At 73.4% G+C, this 16,681-nt stretch carries 17 protein-coding genes; 5 read left to right on the top strand and 12 right to left on the bottom strand.

Annotation, left to right across the window (positions count from 1 at the left end; all coding sequences use genetic code 11):
• Positions 1–93: 93 nt before the first annotated feature.
• The 6 genes from AB0E96_RS25660 to AB0E96_RS25635 all read right to left on the bottom strand — a co-directional run bounded on the left by AB0E96_RS25660 (position 94) and on the right by AB0E96_RS25635 (position 5,136).
• Positions 94–576, bottom strand: a complete 483-nt coding sequence (locus tag AB0E96_RS25660) for a hypothetical protein (RefSeq protein WP_359827671.1) — start codon at positions 574–576, stop codon at positions 94–96.
• Positions 577–1,068: 492 nt separating this feature from the next.
• Positions 1,069–1,947, bottom strand: a complete 879-nt coding sequence (locus AB0E96_RS25655; RefSeq protein WP_359827670.1) for an alkaline phosphatase family protein — start codon at positions 1,945–1,947, stop codon at positions 1,069–1,071.
• 251 nt (positions 1,948–2,198) lie between these two features.
• Positions 2,199–2,594, bottom strand: coding sequence for an ADP-ribosylation/crystallin J1 (locus AB0E96_RS25650; protein ID WP_359827668.1), 396 nt, complete (start codon positions 2,592–2,594; stop codon positions 2,199–2,201).
• Positions 2,595–2,691: 97 nt separating this feature from the next.
• Positions 2,692–3,879: an acyl-CoA dehydrogenase family protein gene (locus AB0E96_RS25645; RefSeq protein ID WP_359827667.1), complete on the bottom strand. Its 1,188-nt coding sequence runs from the start codon at positions 3,877–3,879 to the stop codon at positions 2,692–2,694.
• Positions 3,880–4,084: 205 nt separating this feature from the next.
• Complete coding sequence (locus AB0E96_RS25640; protein WP_359827665.1) at positions 4,085–4,396, bottom strand: AzlD domain-containing protein; 312 nt, start codon at positions 4,394–4,396, stop codon at positions 4,085–4,087.
• Entirely contained in the window at positions 4,393–5,136 is a 744-nt protein-coding gene (locus AB0E96_RS25635; RefSeq protein WP_359827664.1) for an AzlC family ABC transporter permease, read from the bottom strand. Before AB0E96_RS25635 ends, AB0E96_RS25640 begins: the two co-directional genes overlap by 4 nt.
• A 324-nt stretch (positions 5,137–5,460) precedes the next feature.
• Here AB0E96_RS25635 and AB0E96_RS25630 point away from each other — a divergent pair, with 324 nt between their 5' ends.
• A complete protein-coding gene (locus AB0E96_RS25630; RefSeq protein WP_359827672.1) occupies positions 5,461–5,997 on the top strand; it encodes an XRE family transcriptional regulator in 537 nt (178 codons plus the stop codon).
• Positions 5,998–6,028: 31 nt separating this feature from the next.
• Here the strand turns inward: AB0E96_RS25630 and AB0E96_RS25625 are convergent, their stop codons facing one another.
• Positions 6,029–8,035, bottom strand: coding sequence for a cholesterol oxidase substrate-binding domain-containing protein (locus AB0E96_RS25625; RefSeq protein WP_359827662.1), 2,007 nt, complete (start codon positions 8,033–8,035; stop codon positions 6,029–6,031).
• 353 nt (positions 8,036–8,388) lie between these two features.
• Between AB0E96_RS25625 and AB0E96_RS25620 the strand changes: the two genes are divergently transcribed.
• Complete coding sequence (locus AB0E96_RS25620) at positions 8,389–9,225, top strand: carbon-nitrogen hydrolase family protein (RefSeq protein ID WP_359827660.1); 837 nt, start codon at positions 8,389–8,391, stop codon at positions 9,223–9,225.
• 125 nt (positions 9,226–9,350) lie between these two features.
• Positions 9,351–10,757 (top strand): class II fumarate hydratase, encoded by a 1,407-nt coding sequence (locus AB0E96_RS25615; protein ID WP_359827658.1) that lies wholly within the window; start codon positions 9,351–9,353, stop codon positions 10,755–10,757.
• 83 nt (positions 10,758–10,840) lie between these two features.
• Here the strand turns inward: AB0E96_RS25615 and AB0E96_RS25610 are convergent, their stop codons facing one another.
• Entirely contained in the window at positions 10,841–11,314 is a 474-nt protein-coding gene (locus AB0E96_RS25610; RefSeq protein WP_359827657.1) for an SPW repeat protein, read from the bottom strand.
• A 185-nt stretch (positions 11,315–11,499) separates the two neighbouring features.
• On the opposite strand from AB0E96_RS25610, the gene AB0E96_RS25605 reads away from it, so the two are divergent.
• Both AB0E96_RS25605 and AB0E96_RS25600 read left to right on the top strand, forming a co-directional pair.
• A complete protein-coding gene (locus AB0E96_RS25605; RefSeq protein ID WP_359827655.1) occupies positions 11,500–12,072 on the top strand; it encodes a PadR family transcriptional regulator in 573 nt (190 codons plus the stop codon).
• A 151-nt stretch (positions 12,073–12,223) separates the two neighbouring features.
• Positions 12,224–13,939, top strand: a complete 1,716-nt coding sequence (locus tag AB0E96_RS25600) for an acyl-CoA dehydrogenase family protein (RefSeq protein WP_359827653.1) — start codon at positions 12,224–12,226, stop codon at positions 13,937–13,939.
• Between the two features lie 51 nt (positions 13,940–13,990).
• Here the strand turns inward: AB0E96_RS25600 and AB0E96_RS25595 are convergent, their stop codons facing one another.
• From AB0E96_RS25595 to AB0E96_RS25580, 4 genes are all read right to left on the bottom strand, one after another.
• A complete protein-coding gene (locus AB0E96_RS25595) occupies positions 13,991–14,701 on the bottom strand; it encodes a response regulator transcription factor (protein WP_359827652.1) in 711 nt (236 codons plus the stop codon).
• Positions 14,702–14,920: 219 nt separating this feature from the next.
• Positions 14,921–15,586, bottom strand: coding sequence for a hypothetical protein (locus tag AB0E96_RS25590; RefSeq protein WP_359827651.1), 666 nt, complete (start codon positions 15,584–15,586; stop codon positions 14,921–14,923).
• Between the two features lie 15 nt (positions 15,587–15,601).
• Positions 15,602–16,012, bottom strand: a complete 411-nt coding sequence (locus tag AB0E96_RS25585; RefSeq protein WP_359827650.1) for a hypothetical protein — start codon at positions 16,010–16,012, stop codon at positions 15,602–15,604.
• Positions 16,009–16,377, bottom strand: a complete 369-nt coding sequence (locus tag AB0E96_RS25580; RefSeq protein WP_359827649.1) for a hypothetical protein — start codon at positions 16,375–16,377, stop codon at positions 16,009–16,011. The genes AB0E96_RS25585 and AB0E96_RS25580 overlap by 4 nt, the downstream gene beginning before the upstream one ends.
• Between the last annotated feature and the right edge of the window lie 304 nt (positions 16,378–16,681).

The following is a 16,681-nucleotide window of genomic DNA, read 5'->3' as shown; positions in this document are numbered from 1 at the left end:
GGCGGGCCGCCGTCGTGCGCGGGCCGCCCGCTCCTGCCGGTGCCGGCGGGCCGTTCCGGTCCACGGGTCGGCGCCCGGGGGCGCTCGTCGGGCTCAGTGCTTGGCGACGTGTTCGGCGCGCAGCGCCGCCTGCACCGCCGCGCCGTCCTGCCACGCGTAGAGCTGGTTGCCGGTCAGTGCCACGTTGTAGTGCCCGCAGGTGCCGGTGGCCTTGGTCGCGACGTTCTCGGGGAACCAGCCGGCCTTGAGGGACTCCGGCACCGGGTGCGCGCTCTTGCCAGGCAGCCCGGCGGTGCAGCCGACGGGCAGCCGCCCCTCCGGGAGGGTGGCGCGCAGCAGGCGGTCGTCGCCCTTGGTGGACATCAGGTACTTCACCCCGGAGGCGTCGTCGGGCAGCCAGGCCGGCATCGTCCGGCGGTCGGCCTTGGCCTGGGTGCCGGTCTCGTACGAGCCCTGCTGCTGATGGCGCCCGTCGTACCAGTCGGACACCCGCGGGCCGATTGCCACGGCTGCCACGGCGACGGCCATGCCGGTGCCCGCGACTCCCAGCGCGACCTTGCTCACGATGCCCTTCATGCCCGTCTGCCCTCTCCGTGTCGTGACCGGTGCGGCCGTTGCCGCTCGTCTCCGCACAACCATCGTGGCCCGCCCCGACCCGTCGGATCGTCACCACCAGGTCGCGATCTTGTCTCCGACCCACGGGGTACCTTCTCCACCTTCAGGCGTACGGCCGTGGGCGGGGACCCTGAGACCTTCGGGTTCCGGGGCCTCGGGTTCCGGAACCCGAGGGGTCCGGACCCGTCGGGCAGCGGGCCCTCGGACCCCGGTGCGTGCCGCTCCGGCGCTCAGGTTGGCACGCCCGGGTCGAGCACGGCCCGAGCCCCGATCGAGCTTTGCTCAAGCCCGGCAACGGCGCAGCCCGGCCTGCTGCACCCGGGGCACCGAAGGCTCACCCGAGCCGGGGCCGAGGCGCCGGCGCGGACCGCACCGGGCGGACCGCCCGCACTCGGATCGCTCCCGCTCCGACCGCCCCCGACCGGTCCGCCCGCCTCCGGGACCGCCGGTGTCTCAGACCGTCGCGGGGACCGGCCTGGCGACCGGGAACGGGCGGCCGTCGAGGGTCCAGTGCGGGTCGATCGGGCGCAGCAGCGAGGCGTACACCTGCGCGGCGACGTCCGGGTGGCGGATCTCGCCGGTGGGCGGGCCGGCCGGGATGCCGTGCCCGGCGCAGGCGACCCAGGCCGTCCGCTCCTCGGCCGTACGGCCGCCGTGGCCGCCGGCGTCCACGTGCCCGTGGTCGGTGACGACGATGATCGTCCACTGCTCCTCGGCGTGGGTCGCCCGGCCGCGGACGGCGTCGAGGAGGCGGCCGAGACGTTCGTCGGCGGTGCGCATGGACGCCCGGTACTCGTCGCCGCAGCCCAGGAAGTGGGCGGTCTCGTCGACGGCCCCGAGGTAGACGAAGGAGGCCTCGGGGTCGGCGGTGCCGAGGACGTGGACGGCCTCCCGGGTGACCTCCTCGTCCACGGCCTCCCAGGCCTCCGGGGTGTCCTCGGCGGGGGCCACGTAGGAGAGCCGGCCGGGGGCGCGGAACAGCGGGCCGCCGGACTCGTTGATCATCAGCGGGTCCCAGCCCGCCGCGACGAAGGTGCGGCGGCGGTCGCCCCGGGCGAGGCGGGTGGCGAAGTCGGGGAACACGTCGAGCCGGTTGCCGCCCAGGTGGTTGCCCCAGACCCCGTGCTTGGCGGGCTCGACCCCGGTCACGATGGTGGCCCAGCACGGCCCGGACATGGTGGGCGTGCCGTCCGCGACGGTGACCGGCACCAGGAACCCGGCCTCGGCGACCTCCCGCAGGCGCGGCATCGGCACCTGTTCCAGGTAGTCGTGGCGGACACCGTCGATCCCGACGACGAGCACGCGGGGGCGGGGCCACTGGGCAGCGGACATGGGGGTTCCTTTCGGTCGTGCGCACCCGGCCGCGCCCGCCGAGGGCGCCGCCGACCGCGCCATGGTTCACCGACCGCCGTACCGGATGGTGTCCCTCCGCCCAATGCCGGGTGTCCGCGAGGTGTCGGACCGGCGCCGGGGCCCGGCCCGCCGAGCGGGTGGGCGCGACGGGCTACGGGTCCAGGTTCAAGTTCAGGTCCAGGTCCAGGTCCGGGTCCGGGTCCGGGTCCTGGCCCGCTCAGCGCTTCCGCTCAGGGCTGCCGGTGCGCCCCTGGCTGCGGACGGAACTCGTGGACGACCTCGATGCGGCCGACGATGTGCCGGTTGAACTCTTCCAACTCTTCGGCCGGCACCCAGAGTTCGAGGATCGTCCGCCCTCCCGCCCGCTGGACGGGGTAACGGGCGAGGAAGGCGGTGTCGACCTCGAAGCGGGTGACGTAGCCGACGCCGGAGGCGGGCACGTTCCAGTCCCGGGCGATCCGGATCGCGTAGTCCTCGTTGAGGACGGGGTAGAAGATCGGCTGCTCGGGCAGACGGGGCGGCCAGGCGCGCCGGTCGGCGGCCTCGACCAGGGCCAGCTCCTGCGGGCCGGTGGGGCGCCAGAGGGTGGTGGTCGGGGGCAGCATCGGGACGGATCGGCTGGTCATGGCGGGGACGGTAGCCGGGCCTCGAAGGACCCGGCCACCGGTTTTCCCCGGCCGGAACGGCCGCAGGAGCGGCCGGGTGAGGGTGGACGGCGGCCCGTCAGCGATAGGCGGACTCGCCGGTGATGGCCTCGCCGAGGACCAGCGTGTGGATCTCGCTGGTGCCCTCGTAGGTGAGCACCGACTCCAGGTTGTTGGCGTGCCGCAGCACCGGGTACTCGGTGGTGATCCCGTTGGCGCCGAGGACGGTCCGGGCACTGCGGGCGATCTCCAGCGCGGTGCGGACGTTGTTGAGCTTGCCGAAGCTGACGTGCGGCGGACGGGCCGCGCCCTCCTCCTTGAGCCGACCGATCCGCAGCGCCACCAGGTACGCCTTCTCGACCTCCAGCATCATCTCGACCAGCTTCTGCTGGGTCAGCTGGAAGCCCGCGATCGGACGGTCGAACTGGATCCGGGTCCTGGCGTAGTCCAGGGCAGCGGTGTAGCAGTCACGGGCGGCCCCGACTGTGCCCCAGAGGATGCCGTAGCGGGCCTCGTTGAGGGAGGAGAGCGGCCCGCGCAGGCCGACCACCCCGGGCAGCACCGCGTCGGCGGGCAGCAGCACCTCGTCGAAGGCCAGCTCGCTGGTGACGGAGGCGCGCAGCGAGAGCTTGCCGTGCACGTCGGTGGCGGTCAGGCCGCGGGTGCCGCGTTCGACCAGGAAGCCGCGCACGCCCTCCTCGGTCTGCGCCCAGACCACGGCGACGTCGGCGATGCTGCCGTTGGTGATCCACATCTTGCTGCCGGACAGCACCCAGTCGCCGCCCTCACCGCCCTTGCGCACCGCCCGGGTCCGCATGTTGGCCGGGTCCGAACCGAAGTCCGGCTCGGTGAGGCCGAAGCAGCCGATCAGTTCGCCGGCGGCCATGCCGGGCAGCCAGCGCTGCTTCTGCTCCTCGGAGCCGAAGGCGTGGATCGAGCGCATGGCGAGCGAGCCCTGGACGGAGACGAAGCTGCGCAGCCCGGAGTCGGCCGCCTCCAGCTCCATGCAGGCCACCCCGTACGCCACCGCGTCGGCGCCCGCGCAGCCGTAGCCGTCGAGGTGCATGCCGAGCACGCCCAGGGCCCCCAGCTCGGGGGCGAGTTCGCGGGCCGGGAAGACCCCGCGCTCGAACCAGTCGCCGATGTGCGGGCGGATGCGCTCCTCGGTGAACCGGCGGACGGTGTCGCGGATCAGCCGCTCCTCGTCGGAGAGCAGGTCGCCGACGGCGAGGAGGTCGGACGGGTCGATCCGGGTCGGCTTCGTCATTGAAGCTCCTTGTACTCTCGGCGGAATATCGGCGAGTATTCCGCACCCGGTGGGACGGTGGGCGGGCGCGAACGAGTGAGGATGGCGACACGTCCGACGTCGGGTGCGCGGTCGGCGGGCGGGTGACAGTCGACAGATAACAGATGACAGATTTCAAACTCTGAACACTGAAACCTGAACGCTGTCGGCTGTCGGCCGTCGGCCGTCACCCCACTCCGCAGAGCCGCAGCACCGCCGTCGTCGCCGCGCCCGCGGCGACGACCACGGGGAACGGCACCCGGCGCAGCGCGAGCAAGCCGGCGACCAGGACGCCCGCCGGACGGGCCCATCCCGCGAAGCCGTGTCCCTGGGTGAGCGCGCCGGTGGCGATCAGGGCCACCAGCAGCACCGCCGCAGCGACGGCGAGCAGGTGCCGCAGCCGTTCCGAGAGGGCGAACCGGCCGGCGAACAGCGGACCGGCGAGCCGGAAGGCGTACGTCCCGGCCGCCAGCAGCAGGACCGCGTACAGCGGCATCATCGGACCGCCTCCTTCTCCCCGTTCACCGCGCGCTCCCCGTCCGCCGAGCTCCGGACCACCGCCGCTTCCCCCGCCACCGGACGCCCGGCGAACAGCAGCCCGACCAGGGCCAGCAGCACCGGCAGGCCGGCCGGCACGAACGGTGTCGCCGCCACCGCGACCACCGCGCCCGCCAGCGCCGCCGTCCGGGTACGGCGGTCCGCGAGCGAGGGCAGGACGAGTGCGAGCAGCACCGCGGGGAACGCCGCGTCCAGGCCGAGCGCGTCCGTGTCGCCGATCAGCCCGCCCGCGAGCGCGCCGAGCACCACCGAGACGTTCCAGATCACGAACAGCGCGGTCCCGCAGAGCCAGTACACGGCCCGGCGCCGACGCGGCTCGTTCTGCTGCAGGGCGAAGGCGGCGGTCTCGTCGGTGAGCAGTTGCGCGCCCAGGAGCCGGCGCCACCAGGGGCCGTCGAGCACGTCGGCCACGGTGAAGCCGAAGGGCAGCAACCGGGCGTTGAGCACCAGTCCGGTGGCGACCGCGGCGAGGGCGCCGCCGCCCGAGAGCACGACGCCGACCGCCGCGAACTGGGAGCCGCCGGCGAACACCAGGACGGAGAGGGCGATCGGCACCCAGAGGGGCAGCCCACCGGAGACGCTGATCGCGCCGAAGGAGGCACCGACGAGCGCGTCGGCCACGCAGACCAGAGCGATGTCCCGGAGCGTCGCCCGCTCCAGTGTTCGGAATAGCGAACGCATGTTCATCAGAGTGAACCGATTCGGGCTCGTTCGTCAAGCCGAACGATCGGACCGATCAAGCGAACGATTGCCCACTCGATCGTCCGTGACAGCATGAACGGCGGCATCAGCCGCACCGGGAGCCATGGAAGCGGCCAGGAGGAAGCGTGAGTGGCGAGCATGAGTGACCAGAGCACCCCGACCACGAGCCCCGGCGCACCCGGTGGCTCGACCGCCCCAGGCGACTCGGCCGACCCCGACACCGACGCCGGCGACACCGGCGCCAGCACCAGCACCAGCGGCAGCACTGGCACCGGCACCGGCACTGGCACTGGCACCGAGCTGATCGGCCAGATCGCCGCTTCGATCCGGCGCGAACGCGAGCGCAGCGGCCTGTCGATGGCCGAGCTGGCCCGGCGCGCGGGCATCGCCAAGTCCACGCTCTCCCAGCTGGAGTCCGGTGCGGGCAACCCCAGCGTCGAGACGCTCTGGGCGCTCGGGGTCGCGCTGAACGTGCCGTTCAGCCGCCTGGTCGACCCGCCGCGCCCGGCGGTCAAGGTGATCCGGGTCGGCGAGGGCCCGGTGACCCACTCCGAACGCGCCGACTACGCCGCGACCGTGCTCTCCTCCTGCCCGCCCAACGCCCGGCGCGACATCTACCGGATCGAGGCCCAGCCGGGCGAGACCAGAGCCTCCGACCCGCACATGCCCGGCACCGTCGAGCATGTGCTGATCGGCGCCGGGCGCGCGCTGGTGGGCCCGACGGAGGCGCCGGTGGAACTGGGCCCGGGCGACTACGTGAGCTACCCGGGCGACGCTCCGCACGTGTTCCGCGCCCTGGCCCCGGACACCCTCGCGGTGATCGTCATGGAACACATCTGACGGTGAGTCAGTCGACTGAGGTGCGCACCCGTCACTTCAACAGGCTGTCCAGGAAGGGGTTCCCGAACACCCGGTGCGGGTCGTGGCGGTCCAGGGCGGCGACCGCCTCGTCCCAGCCAGGCCCGCCGCCGGCCCGCAGGCTGTCGGGGATCACCCGGCCGAGCAGGTCCGGATCGGACCAGGCGGCCTCGTCGGTGTAGGCCCAACCCTTGGACCACTCGACCCGCAGGCCCGCCCGGGTACCGTCGAAGGCGCGCAGCATCCACTGCTCCAACTCCCGGGCGAAGCGCTCCAGTCCGGGAGTCCCCGGGAAGGCGAGGACGTCCAGCCAGACCGCCGTGTCCCACTCGGGGCGGTCGGCCCGCGGGCGCAGCGCGGACAGCAGCGGCGCCCGGGCGCCGGGGACGCCGACGGAGGCCGGGTCGTCCAGTCCGGTGACCCGGATCTCCACCGCGCCGTTCACCGGGAACTCGCCCCGAGCCTGATACGAATCAAGCAACTCTCGGTAGTAGGCCGCGAATTCGCTCACCACCCACTGGAGGTCGGCGCGCCTGGTGAGGATCGCGTAGCCGTTGGCGGTGACCCGCAGGGTGGTCGGGCGGACGTACTGGAGCAGGGTGCGTGAGGGGCCCCAGAGGTCGGAGCGCAGTCCGCCCGCGAGCAGGTGGGTGAGCGCCTCGCCGCTGAGCAGTCGGCGCAGCAGCGCGCCGGAGAGCAGGATCTCCGTGATGTCCCCGGTGAGCCCCACCTTCGCGACCAGGTACTGGAGTTGGCCGAACAGTGGGGCCGAGGCCCACGCGCCGGTGACGATCTCACCGGCGAGCCGGGCGACCGGTTCCGGAAGACTGTCCGAGAAGGGGTAGTTGTAGGGGTGGTCGACGGAGAGCGAGGCGAGCGGCTTGTCCGGGGCGACGCTCCAGGTCTTCAGCCAGGGGTACTCCGTGTAGGCGAACCAGATCGCCTCGACCCGGCCGTCGCGGTCCACGAAGTCGGCCAGGGTGCGCGGGCCTCCCCCGCCGCCGAGGACGCCGCCCAGCGCTCCCCCGAGGACTCCGCCGAGCCCGCCGCCACCACCGGTGCCGCCACGGGTGCCGCCACCGCCGGTGCCGCCACCGGCGGCCGGGCGGGCGAAGAGCTCGCTCGCCGGGATGTCGAGCCGGCTGACGCAGCGCAGCGGCCGGTCGGCTCCGGCCCGCAGCACCACCTCGGTGAGGAAGGCGCGTCCCAGGTGCACCAGGAAGGCGGCGCTGTCGGCCTCGGAGCGGTCGAAGGTGCGCAGCGCGTAGCGGCCGGTGGCCGGGTCGAGGACGACGGCGGTGAGCCGGACGACCTGGTTGCTGACCGAGCCGTAGCCGTGCCCCTCCGACCGGGCCTCCCCGACGGCCGGGAGGGCGGTGCCGTGGCCGCCGATGGCGAGGACACCGCCGACGGTGAGCTCACCGGGGGCCGGGACGGCGGTCAGGCCGAGGCCCCGGTCGGCCAGGTGCGCGAGCAGGGCCTCCATGGTGGCTCCGGTCTGCACCCGGACGGTGCCGGGCGAGTCGGCGCTGATGGCGGTGAGGTGGCGGCTGGTGTCCACGAGCAGGACCCGAGCGCTCTCCGGGGTGCCGGCGGCGACGGTGAGCGGCGCCCAGGTGTGCCGGTGGCCGGAGGCGCGCAGCCGCCAGCCGTTGGCGTGCGCCCAGTCGGCGAGGGCCGGGACCTCCTCGGGCGTGCGGGGCGCGCAGGTCCACAGTTGGTCGGTGCGGATCTCACCGGACCAGTTCTGGAAGACCCGCTGGTAGAGCTCGGTGCCGCCGGGCAGTCCGGGCGGAACGGGCGAGGCGGCCTCGGCGCTGTCCGGGCCGACGGTGCCGCGCAGCAGCCAGGCCCCGGCGCCGAGGGCCGCCGACGCACCCAGCAGGCGGCGGCGGGTGAGGCCGCCGGGGGTGCTGCCGCCCGCGCCCGCCGTCGCGTCGGCGGGGGCCTTCGAGTCGCCTGAGATGTCGGCCCTCGCGCCGGCGCCCGCATCGGCCTTCCCGTCCACCGGGGCACTCATCGGGGTCATCCCCTCCGGCGCCGCCCCGTCACCCGGTCCGCCCATCGGGCCGTGTCCTGTGGTCATCCGTCCGTCCGCCCCCTCATGCTGCTCCCCCCGGGGCCGAGGTGTGGCGATCCGGGTCCGGCCGGAGATCGTCCGACCTGGAGTGGAGCGTATGAAGGGGCGCGCGGCAGTTTGAAGCGCCCGCCCGGGATCTCACTCCTTCGAGTGAGATCGGCCCCATCGGTGCCGGGAGTCCCCCACCTGCCGTGCTGCCCGCCGAGGCCCTGTCGTCCGTTGTCGTTGTCCGTGGCCTCGGCGGGCACATAGGTTGATCACGACCACCCGCTCCGCCCGCTGGAGGCCCTGCCGTGCCCTCGTCCGTGACCTCGTCCGCGCCCTCGTCCGTGACCTTGGCCTCGCCCGCGGCCCCGTCCGCGCTGCCGCTGTCGGCCGCAGCGTCCGCGCCGTCCGTGCCGTCCGCGCCCGGAGCGCTGACGGTCGCCGTCGCCCAGCCCGGCTGCGCCGCCGCCGGCCGTCCGGACACCGTGTCCGAGAACGTCGCGCTGCACGCCGCGGCGGTGCGGGAGGCGGGCACCCGGCTGGTGGTGTTCCCCGAGCTGTCGCTGACCGGCTACGACCTGGCCGCCCCCGCCGTCGACCCGGCGGACGCCCGCCTCGCGCCACTGGTGGCGGCCTGCGCGGAGACCGGTGCGGTCGCCCTGGTCGGGGCGCCGGTCGCCGAGGCCGACGGGCGCGAGTCCATCGCCGTGCTGGCGGTCACCGGGGAGGGCGCCGAGGTCGTCTACCGGAAGATGCGCCTGCACGGCGCCGAGGTCGAGCGCTTCACTCCCGGAGAGAAGCCCGTCGTCCTGGAGCTGGACGGTCTGCGGCTGGGCCTCGCGGTCTGCGCGGACGCCGCCGACCCGGCGCACGCAGCGGAGACCGCCGCACTCGGCATCGACGCCTACGTCGCCTCCACCCTCTACGGGCCCGGCGCCGCCCAGGCCGAGCGCCGGGACGGCCACTTCCGCGACCGGGCCGCCGCCCACGGGGTGTGGTGCGTGCTCTCGACCTGTGCCGGGGCCACGGGCGAGTACCCGGACAGCTCGGGCGGCTCCGGCGTCTGGGCCCCGGGCGGCGGCCTCGCCGCCCAGGCCGGTACCGCCCCGGGCGAGCTGGTCCGCGCCGAGCTGCCCCGCCGGTAGCCGCCGGTAGCCGCCGGGCCGGGAACCGGATCCACCGATCGGAAATACCCGGGCCCCGCGCGCGGCTGTGGTGAGCGAAGATCCGTTCCGGGCCGTTCGGGCCCGTACAGGAGGTGCAGCGCGCGATGGGTGGCGAGCAGGCGAAGCCGCAGGAGTACCGGATCGAGCACGACTCGATGGGCGAGGTCCGGGTTCCGGCCGACGCCAAGTGGCAGGCGCAGACGCAGCGGGCGGTGGAGAACTTCCCGGTGTCCGGCCAGCGGCTGGAGCGGGCGCACATCGCCGCGCTGGCCCGGATCAAGGCCGCCGCGGCCCGGGTGAACGCCCGGCTCGGGGTGCTGGACGAGGAGACGGCGGAGGCGATCTCGTCGGCGGCCGAGGAGGTCGCGGAGGGGCGTTGGGACGACCAGTTCCCGGTGGACGTGTTCCAGACCGGATCGGGCACCTCGTCCAACATGAACACCAACGAGGTGATCGCCACCCTGGCCGGGGAGCGGCTGGGCCGGCCGGTCCACCCGAACGACCACGTCAACGCCAGCCAGTCGTCCAATGACGTCTTCCCGTCCTCGATCCACATCGCCGCGACGGCCGCGGTCACCCACGACCTCGTCCCGGCGCTGGAACACCTCGCGGAGGCGTTGGAGCGCAAGGCCACCGAGTTCGCCGGAGTGGTCAAGTCGGGCCGCACGCACCTGATGGACGCCACGCCCGTCACGCTCGGCCAGGAGTTCGGGGGCTACGCGGCGCAGGTGCGGCACGGGCGGGAGCGGCTGCTGGCCACCCTCCCGCGGGTGGCCGAACTCCCGCTCGGCGGGACGGCGGTGGGCACCGGCATCAACACCCCACCCGGCTTCCCCGCTGCCGTCATCGCGGAGGTGGCCCGCGCCATCGACCTGCCGCTGACCGAGGCCAGGAACCACTTCGAGGCGCAGGGCGCACGGGATGCCCTGGTCGAGCTGAGCGGTCAACTGCGCACGGTGGCCGTCGGGTTCACCAAGATCGCGAACGACCTGCGGTGGATGGGCTCCGGTCCGCGCACCGGGCTCGGCGAGATCAACCTGCCGGACCTCCAGCCCGGTTCGTCGATCATGCCCGGCAAGGTGAACCCGGTGCTGCCCGAGGTGGTGCTGATGGTCGCCGCCCAGGTGGTGGGCAACGACGCGACGGTCACGCTGGCGGGAGCGAGCGGCAACTTCGAGCTGAACGTGATGCTCCCGGTGATCGCCCGCAACGTGCTGGAGTCGGTGCGGCTGCTCGCCAACAGCGCCCGGCTGCTCGCCGACCGGACGGTGGACGGCGTCACCGCGAACGTCGAACGGGCCCGGGAGTACGCGGAGTCCTCGCCCTCGGTGGTGACCCCGCTGAACCGCTACATCGGGTACGAGGAGGCCGCGAAGGTCGCCAAGCAGGCGCTGGCGGAACGCAAGACGATCCGTCAGGTGGTCCTCGAACGCGGTTACGTCGAGCAGGGCAGGCTCACCGCGGAGCAGCTGGACGAGGCCTTGGACGTGCTGCGGATGACGCGCCCCTAGGGGCGTCCGGCGGGTAGGACGCGCGCCGGGGCGCGGCGGGCGGTTCGCGCCCTCCGCGCCCCGGTCACGGGCTGCGGGGAAGATCAGCCCTTGGCGCGGCCGGCCCGGCCGCGCCGCATCGACGCTCCGTTCGAGGTCATGGTCGCCATCGAGATCGCCGCGAGTCCGAGCAGGAACATCACGGCGCCCACGATGAGGCAGGTCACGATGTTCTTGCCGTGCGCGACGGACCCGGAGACGACCCACGGGGAGATGATCGTCCAGACACCGAGCGCCGCGGCCGCCCAGGCCCGCGCGTGGGTGCGCTCGTAGGCCGATCCGTAGCCGGCCATCAGGGCCGTGTAGGCCAGACCCACGATCAGGCAGGTCACGGTCAGGGTGTTGTACGCGGTGAAGCCGACGATCCATGGCGATGCCGCCAGGAAGAGGCCGGCCAGGACGGCCAGGGCTTCGATGCCCTGAGCACGCGGGGTCGAAGTGGCCCGCTCGTAGCGTTCGCGGAGTTCGACGATGTCCGGATGGTGCTCCATGCCCGTCGTCGGGATATGGGTTGCCACCGATACCACCTCCTGTGGTCGGAACCGGTAAGGCGCTTGCCCCGTACCCATTCTGGCGCTTATCTACCGTTTTGCACCCGATAGTCCGCAATGGTCGATAACCATCCGATCACGGCGGTGACCTCCGTCTCAACCGTCCGGGGCGCCATTGCCTATGCAACTCGTTGCATAGCAGGATGCGGGCCATGGCACTGGAGCACGCGATCCTCGTCTCGCTGCTGGAGCAGCCCGGCTCCGGCTACGAGCTGGCCCGACGCTTCGACCGCTCGATCGGGCGCTTCTGGACCGCCACCCACCAGCAGATCTACCGGGTGCTGCGGCGCATGGAGGCGGACGGCTGGGTGGCCGCGCAGGAGGTCGTCCAGGACGGGCGTCCGGACAAGAAGGTGTATTCGGCGGCCGACGCCGGGCGGGCCGCGCTGGCTGCCTGGCTGCGCGAACCGGTCGAGCCGGAGACCGTGCGGCACGAGCTCGCGGTCAAGATCCGGGCCGCCGCCTTCGACGACCCGGCCGCGCTGGTCTCCGAGGTCGAACGGCACCGCGAGAGCCACGCCGCCCTGCTCGCCCGCTACCTGCACGGCGAACAGCGGGACTTTCCCGACGCCACGGAGCTCGACGCCCGGCAGCAGCTGCAGCACGTGGTGCTGCGCGGCGGCATCGAGTACGAGCGGATGACCATCGCCTGGCTCGACGACGTGCTCGCCACCCTGCGCCGCCTCTACCTCCCGTCGCCCCACCGCCCCACCACCGACGAGTGACGGGTGGCTGGTGACAACTAACAGAGTTTGAAATCTGTCAGTTGTCATCTGTTGTCTGCCATCTGTCGTCCGTCGCCCGACCCCTGCCACCCGTCACAGGCCTCTGCCACCCGCACCTCCTCACACACCCTCGACCCCCGGGAGCCCCTCGATGCTCTTCAACCCGCGCAGCTACGACCCCGCACAGTTCGACGAGCCGACCCGCCGACTGCTGCGCGCGACGGTGGACTGGTTCGAGTCCCGCGGCAAGAAGGCGCTGATCGACACCTACATCGACCGCAGCTGGTACGCGGACTTCCTGGACTTCGCCGCGAAGGAGGGCCTGTTCGCGGAGTTCCTGACCCCGGCCGCGGCCGACCCTGACAAGCGCTGGGACACCGCCCGGATCGCCGAGCTGAACGAGATCCTCGGCTTCTACGGGCTCGGCTACTGGTACACCTGGCAGGTCACCATCCTGGGCCTCGGCCCGGTCTGGCAGAGCGAGAACGAGGCCGTCCGCGCCCGCGCCGCCCAGCTGCTCGCGGAAGGCCACGTGATGGCCTTCGGCCTCTCCGAGCGCACCCACGGCGCCGACATCTACTCCACCGACATGATCCTCACCCCGGACGGCGAGGGCGGCTTCACCGCGACCGGCTCCAAGTACTACATCGGCAACGGCAACGTGGCCGGCCTGGTCTCGGTGTTCGGCCGCCGCGCCGACATCGAGGGCCCGGAGGGCTACGTCTTCTTCGCCGCCGACAGCCGCCACGACGCGTACCACCTGGTCAAGAACGTGGTGAACGCGCAGATGTACGTCAGCGAGTTCCGCCTCGAGGACTACCCGGTGCGGGCCGAGGACGTCCTGCACACCGGCCAGGCCGCCTTCGACGCCGCACTCAACACCGTCAACGTCGGCAAGTTCAACCTCTGCACCGCCTCGATCGGCATCTGCGAGCACGCGATGTACGAGGCCGTCACGCACGCCCACAACCGGGTGCTGTACGGCAAGCACGTCACCGACTTCCCGCACGTCAAGCGGGAGTTGACCGACGCGTACGTCCGCCTGGTCGCGATGAAGCTGTTCAGCGCGCGGGCCGTGGACTACTTCCGCACCGCCTCACCCGAGGACCGCCGCTACCTGCTGTTCAACCCGATGACCAAGATGAAGGTCACCACCGAGGGCGAGAAGGTCATCGACCTGATGTGGGACGTCATCGCGGCCAAGGGCTTCGAGGCGGACACCTACTTCGACAAGGCCGCGAAGGACATCCGCGGCCTGCCGAAGCTGGAGGGCACCGTCCACGTCAACCTGGCGCTGATCCTCAAGTTCATGGGCAACTACCTGTTCGCCCCGGCCGACTACGCCCCGGTGCCGACCCGCCTGGACGCCGCCGACGACGCCTTCCTGTTCCGGCAGGGCCCGGCCCGCGGCCTCGGCGCGATCCGCTTCCACGACTGGCGCGCCGCCTACGACCGTCACGCCGCCCTGCCCAACGTCGCCCGATTCCGCGAACAGGCCGACGGCTTCTGCGCGTTGCTGCTCGAGAACGCGCCGAGCAAGGAGCAACAGGCGGACCTGGACTTCCTGCTGGAGATCGGCCAGCTCTTCGCGCTGATCGTCTACGGCCAGCTGGTCCTGGAACAGGCCGAGCTGACCGGCCTGACCGCCTCCGAGCACGGCGGCGACGTGCTGGACCGGCTCTTCGACGCGCTGGTCCGCGACTTCTCCGCGCACGCCACCGAGCTGCACGGCAAGGCCTCGGCCACCGAGGAGCAGGCCGCCTGGGCGCTCGCGAACGTGCGCCGCCCGGTCGCCGACCCGGCGCGGGACGCGCGGGTGTGGGCGCAGGTCGAGGCGCTCTCCGGCGCGTACGAGATGCAGCCGTAGGGCCGAGCGCAGGACTCCGGGGGTGCCGGTCGGCGGGCCGGCACCCCCGGTTCACCTCTCCCGGGAAGTCCGGCCGTCGCCGAGGCCCATGTCGCGGGCCCGGGCGACCGCCTCGGCGCGCGTGGCGACGTGCAGCTTCTCGAAGATGTGGGTGATGTGGTTGCGGACGGTCTTCTCCGCGACCACCAGCTCCCGGGCGATCCGCCGGTTGTCCAGCCCGCGCGCGACCAGGTCCAGCACCTCGGCCTCGCGGGCGGTGAGTTCGGGGAAGAGCTGCCCCGCCTCGCGCATCCTCGCCCCGGCCAACAGGGCGGTGATCCGCCCGGCCACCTCGCCGCCGAACACCGCGCCACCCGCCGCGACCGTCCGCACCGCGTGCAGCACCTCCTCCCGCCCGGCGCCCTTGACCAGGTAGCCGCGCGCCCCGGCCTGGAGGGCGGCGAGCAGGTTCCCGTCGTCGTCGGACATGGTCAGCATCAGCACCGGCGGCGGCGACTCCCGGGTGGCGAGCTCCCGGACGGCCTCCAGCCCGGAGCCGTCGGGCAGCGAGAGGTCCATGATCACCACGGTCGGGCGGGACCGGGCGACCGCCTCCGGAACATCGGCGACCCGCTCCGCCTCGGCGACCACCAGGACGCCCTCGGCGCTCTCCAGCGCGGCCTTGAGCCCCTCCCGGAAGAGGGGGTGGTCATCGACGATCAGCACACGGACGGTCGGGTCGTCGCCCGGGTCAGCGGGCGCCACCGGCTGTTCTTCATCCACCCGGCCGACACTATCAGCGGTGGTGGCGTGACTTTCCGTGACGAGGTCGTGGAGCCCTCCGCGTGTCGACCGTCCGCGACCGGCGGATGACCAGCGGATGACCAGCGACAACCGGCCGCGAGCCGCTGCCCGGCGGGCGGCAGTCGACAGGCGGCAGCAGACGGACGACAAATGACAGCTGACAGATTTCAACATCTGTCAGCTGTCATTTGTCACCTGTCAGCCGTCGCCACCGGCCCGCCCCGAGCGCACGGGCCTGCTGTCCCATTCCGGCCCCAGCGCGGTGCCGGATGCCCCGACGCGGCCCAGCACGGCGACGACCGGTCCGCGCCGCCCGGCCCGGAGGCCGTACCGCTCCCCCGCCCGGACGTAGACCAGGTCGCCGGGGATCACCGGCACTTCGCCGAGCTCCCCGAGGAAGACGGCGGCCCCGGAGAGGACCACCAGGAAGGCGTCGGCGGCCCGGTCCGCGTACGGTCCGCAGGTGCCGGCCGGGTCCAGCCGTACCGTGCCTACCTCCACCTGCCGCCAGCCCGGGCCGGCCCCGGAGTCCGACCGCTGGCACGGGATGGCGGCCCGGAGCGGGACGGGCCGGACGGTGAGCACGGTGGTCGGCGCGCCGCGGACGGCGGTCAGCCGGTAGGAGGTGCCGGGCCGGTGGTGCAGCGCCTCGCCCGGGGAGAGGATCCGGCCGGCCGCGAACAGCCGACCGGACAGCACGACGGTCACCGACTCGACGGATTCGTAGGGAAGTTGCTCGACCCGGACACCCGGCGGCAGTGCCTCGACGGCGAGTCCGGCGCGGACGGCGGGCCGCTGCTCGGGGTCGATCAGCCGCTGGAACGCGGGGGCGGTGCGGGGGACGGCGGCGGGGACGAGAATCACGAAAGGCCTCCTCGGTCAGGGCCGGTCGTGTCGGGCGGTGCGGCGCCGGGCCAGGGCGGCCCGGGTGCTGGCGGGGTGCCGGGGAACGGCGAGGACCAGGCAGAGCAGTTCCGCGCCGAGCGGCCCGGCTTCGAGGTGCAGGGTGCGCCCGCGGCGGGCCAGCAGCAGGTCTCCTTCGGAGGCCAAGTGGTCCGGCTCGTCGGAGAGTTGTCCGACGGCGGCGGCACCGCGCAGCACGTGGAGGACGGTTTCGGTGTCGGGTCGGCCCGGGAGGACGTGGTGGGCGCCGGGGCTCAGCCGAACGTGGTCGAAGGCCTCGCAGGCGCTGGCCAGCATCGGGCTCCGGGCGAGGGATCGGATCCGTACGCGTTCGCCGTTCGGGCCGATGACGACCATGGCGGCGCCGGTGTCGGTGGTGACGATCACCTGGGGTCACCTGATTTGGAGGAGGGCGGGACGGTGAGCAGGGCGTGGAAGTACTCCAGGCCGGCCGTCCCGGCGGTCAGGACGGTCCGCGAGCCGAGCGGCAGCACCACGGCCGTGCCCTCGACCAGCGGCAGGCCGGCGCCGGCACGCTCCGGGTGGTCCGGGTGCACGGCGTCCTCGGGCAGTTCTGCCAGCCCGGAGCCGGCGGTGACGTAGAGCGCGTGCTCGATGCCGTCGGCGGCGACCTCGGTGCGCCGGCCGGGGTCGAGCCGTTGCAGGCCGACGCCGCGCAGCGGTCCGGCGAGCAGGCGTCCGGGGTCGACGGCGCCTCGGCGGCGCAGGTCGGTGATGACGGTGCCCGACATGACGGGCGCTCCTTCCGGTCGCGGGCGGGCTCCGGGGCCCGCCCCTCCGATTCACCGTGCGCCGCCCACGGTCCCGGTCGCACGGGGGTCTCGTCCCGATCGGCTCCCGGCCCGATCCCACCTGGAATCCCGGCCCGATCCCGACCTCACCCCGGCACCGTCCCGGCCCCATCCCGGCCCGATCCCGGCCGTGGTCCCGGCCCCCGACGCGGCCCGCGTCCCGCCCGGCGGGCCGGGGCGGCCATCGAGACCACGGAGGACAGGGCATGACCAGCACCGCCGAGGAGTACGACGTCATCGTCCT

This window comes from Kitasatospora sp. NPDC036755, assembly GCF_040636595.1.
In the GTDB taxonomy this organism is placed as follows: domain Bacteria; phylum Actinomycetota; class Actinomycetes; order Streptomycetales; family Streptomycetaceae; genus Kitasatospora.
Note: the sequence above shows the minus strand (reverse complement) of the source record. Positions and strands in the feature narration are given on the sequence as shown.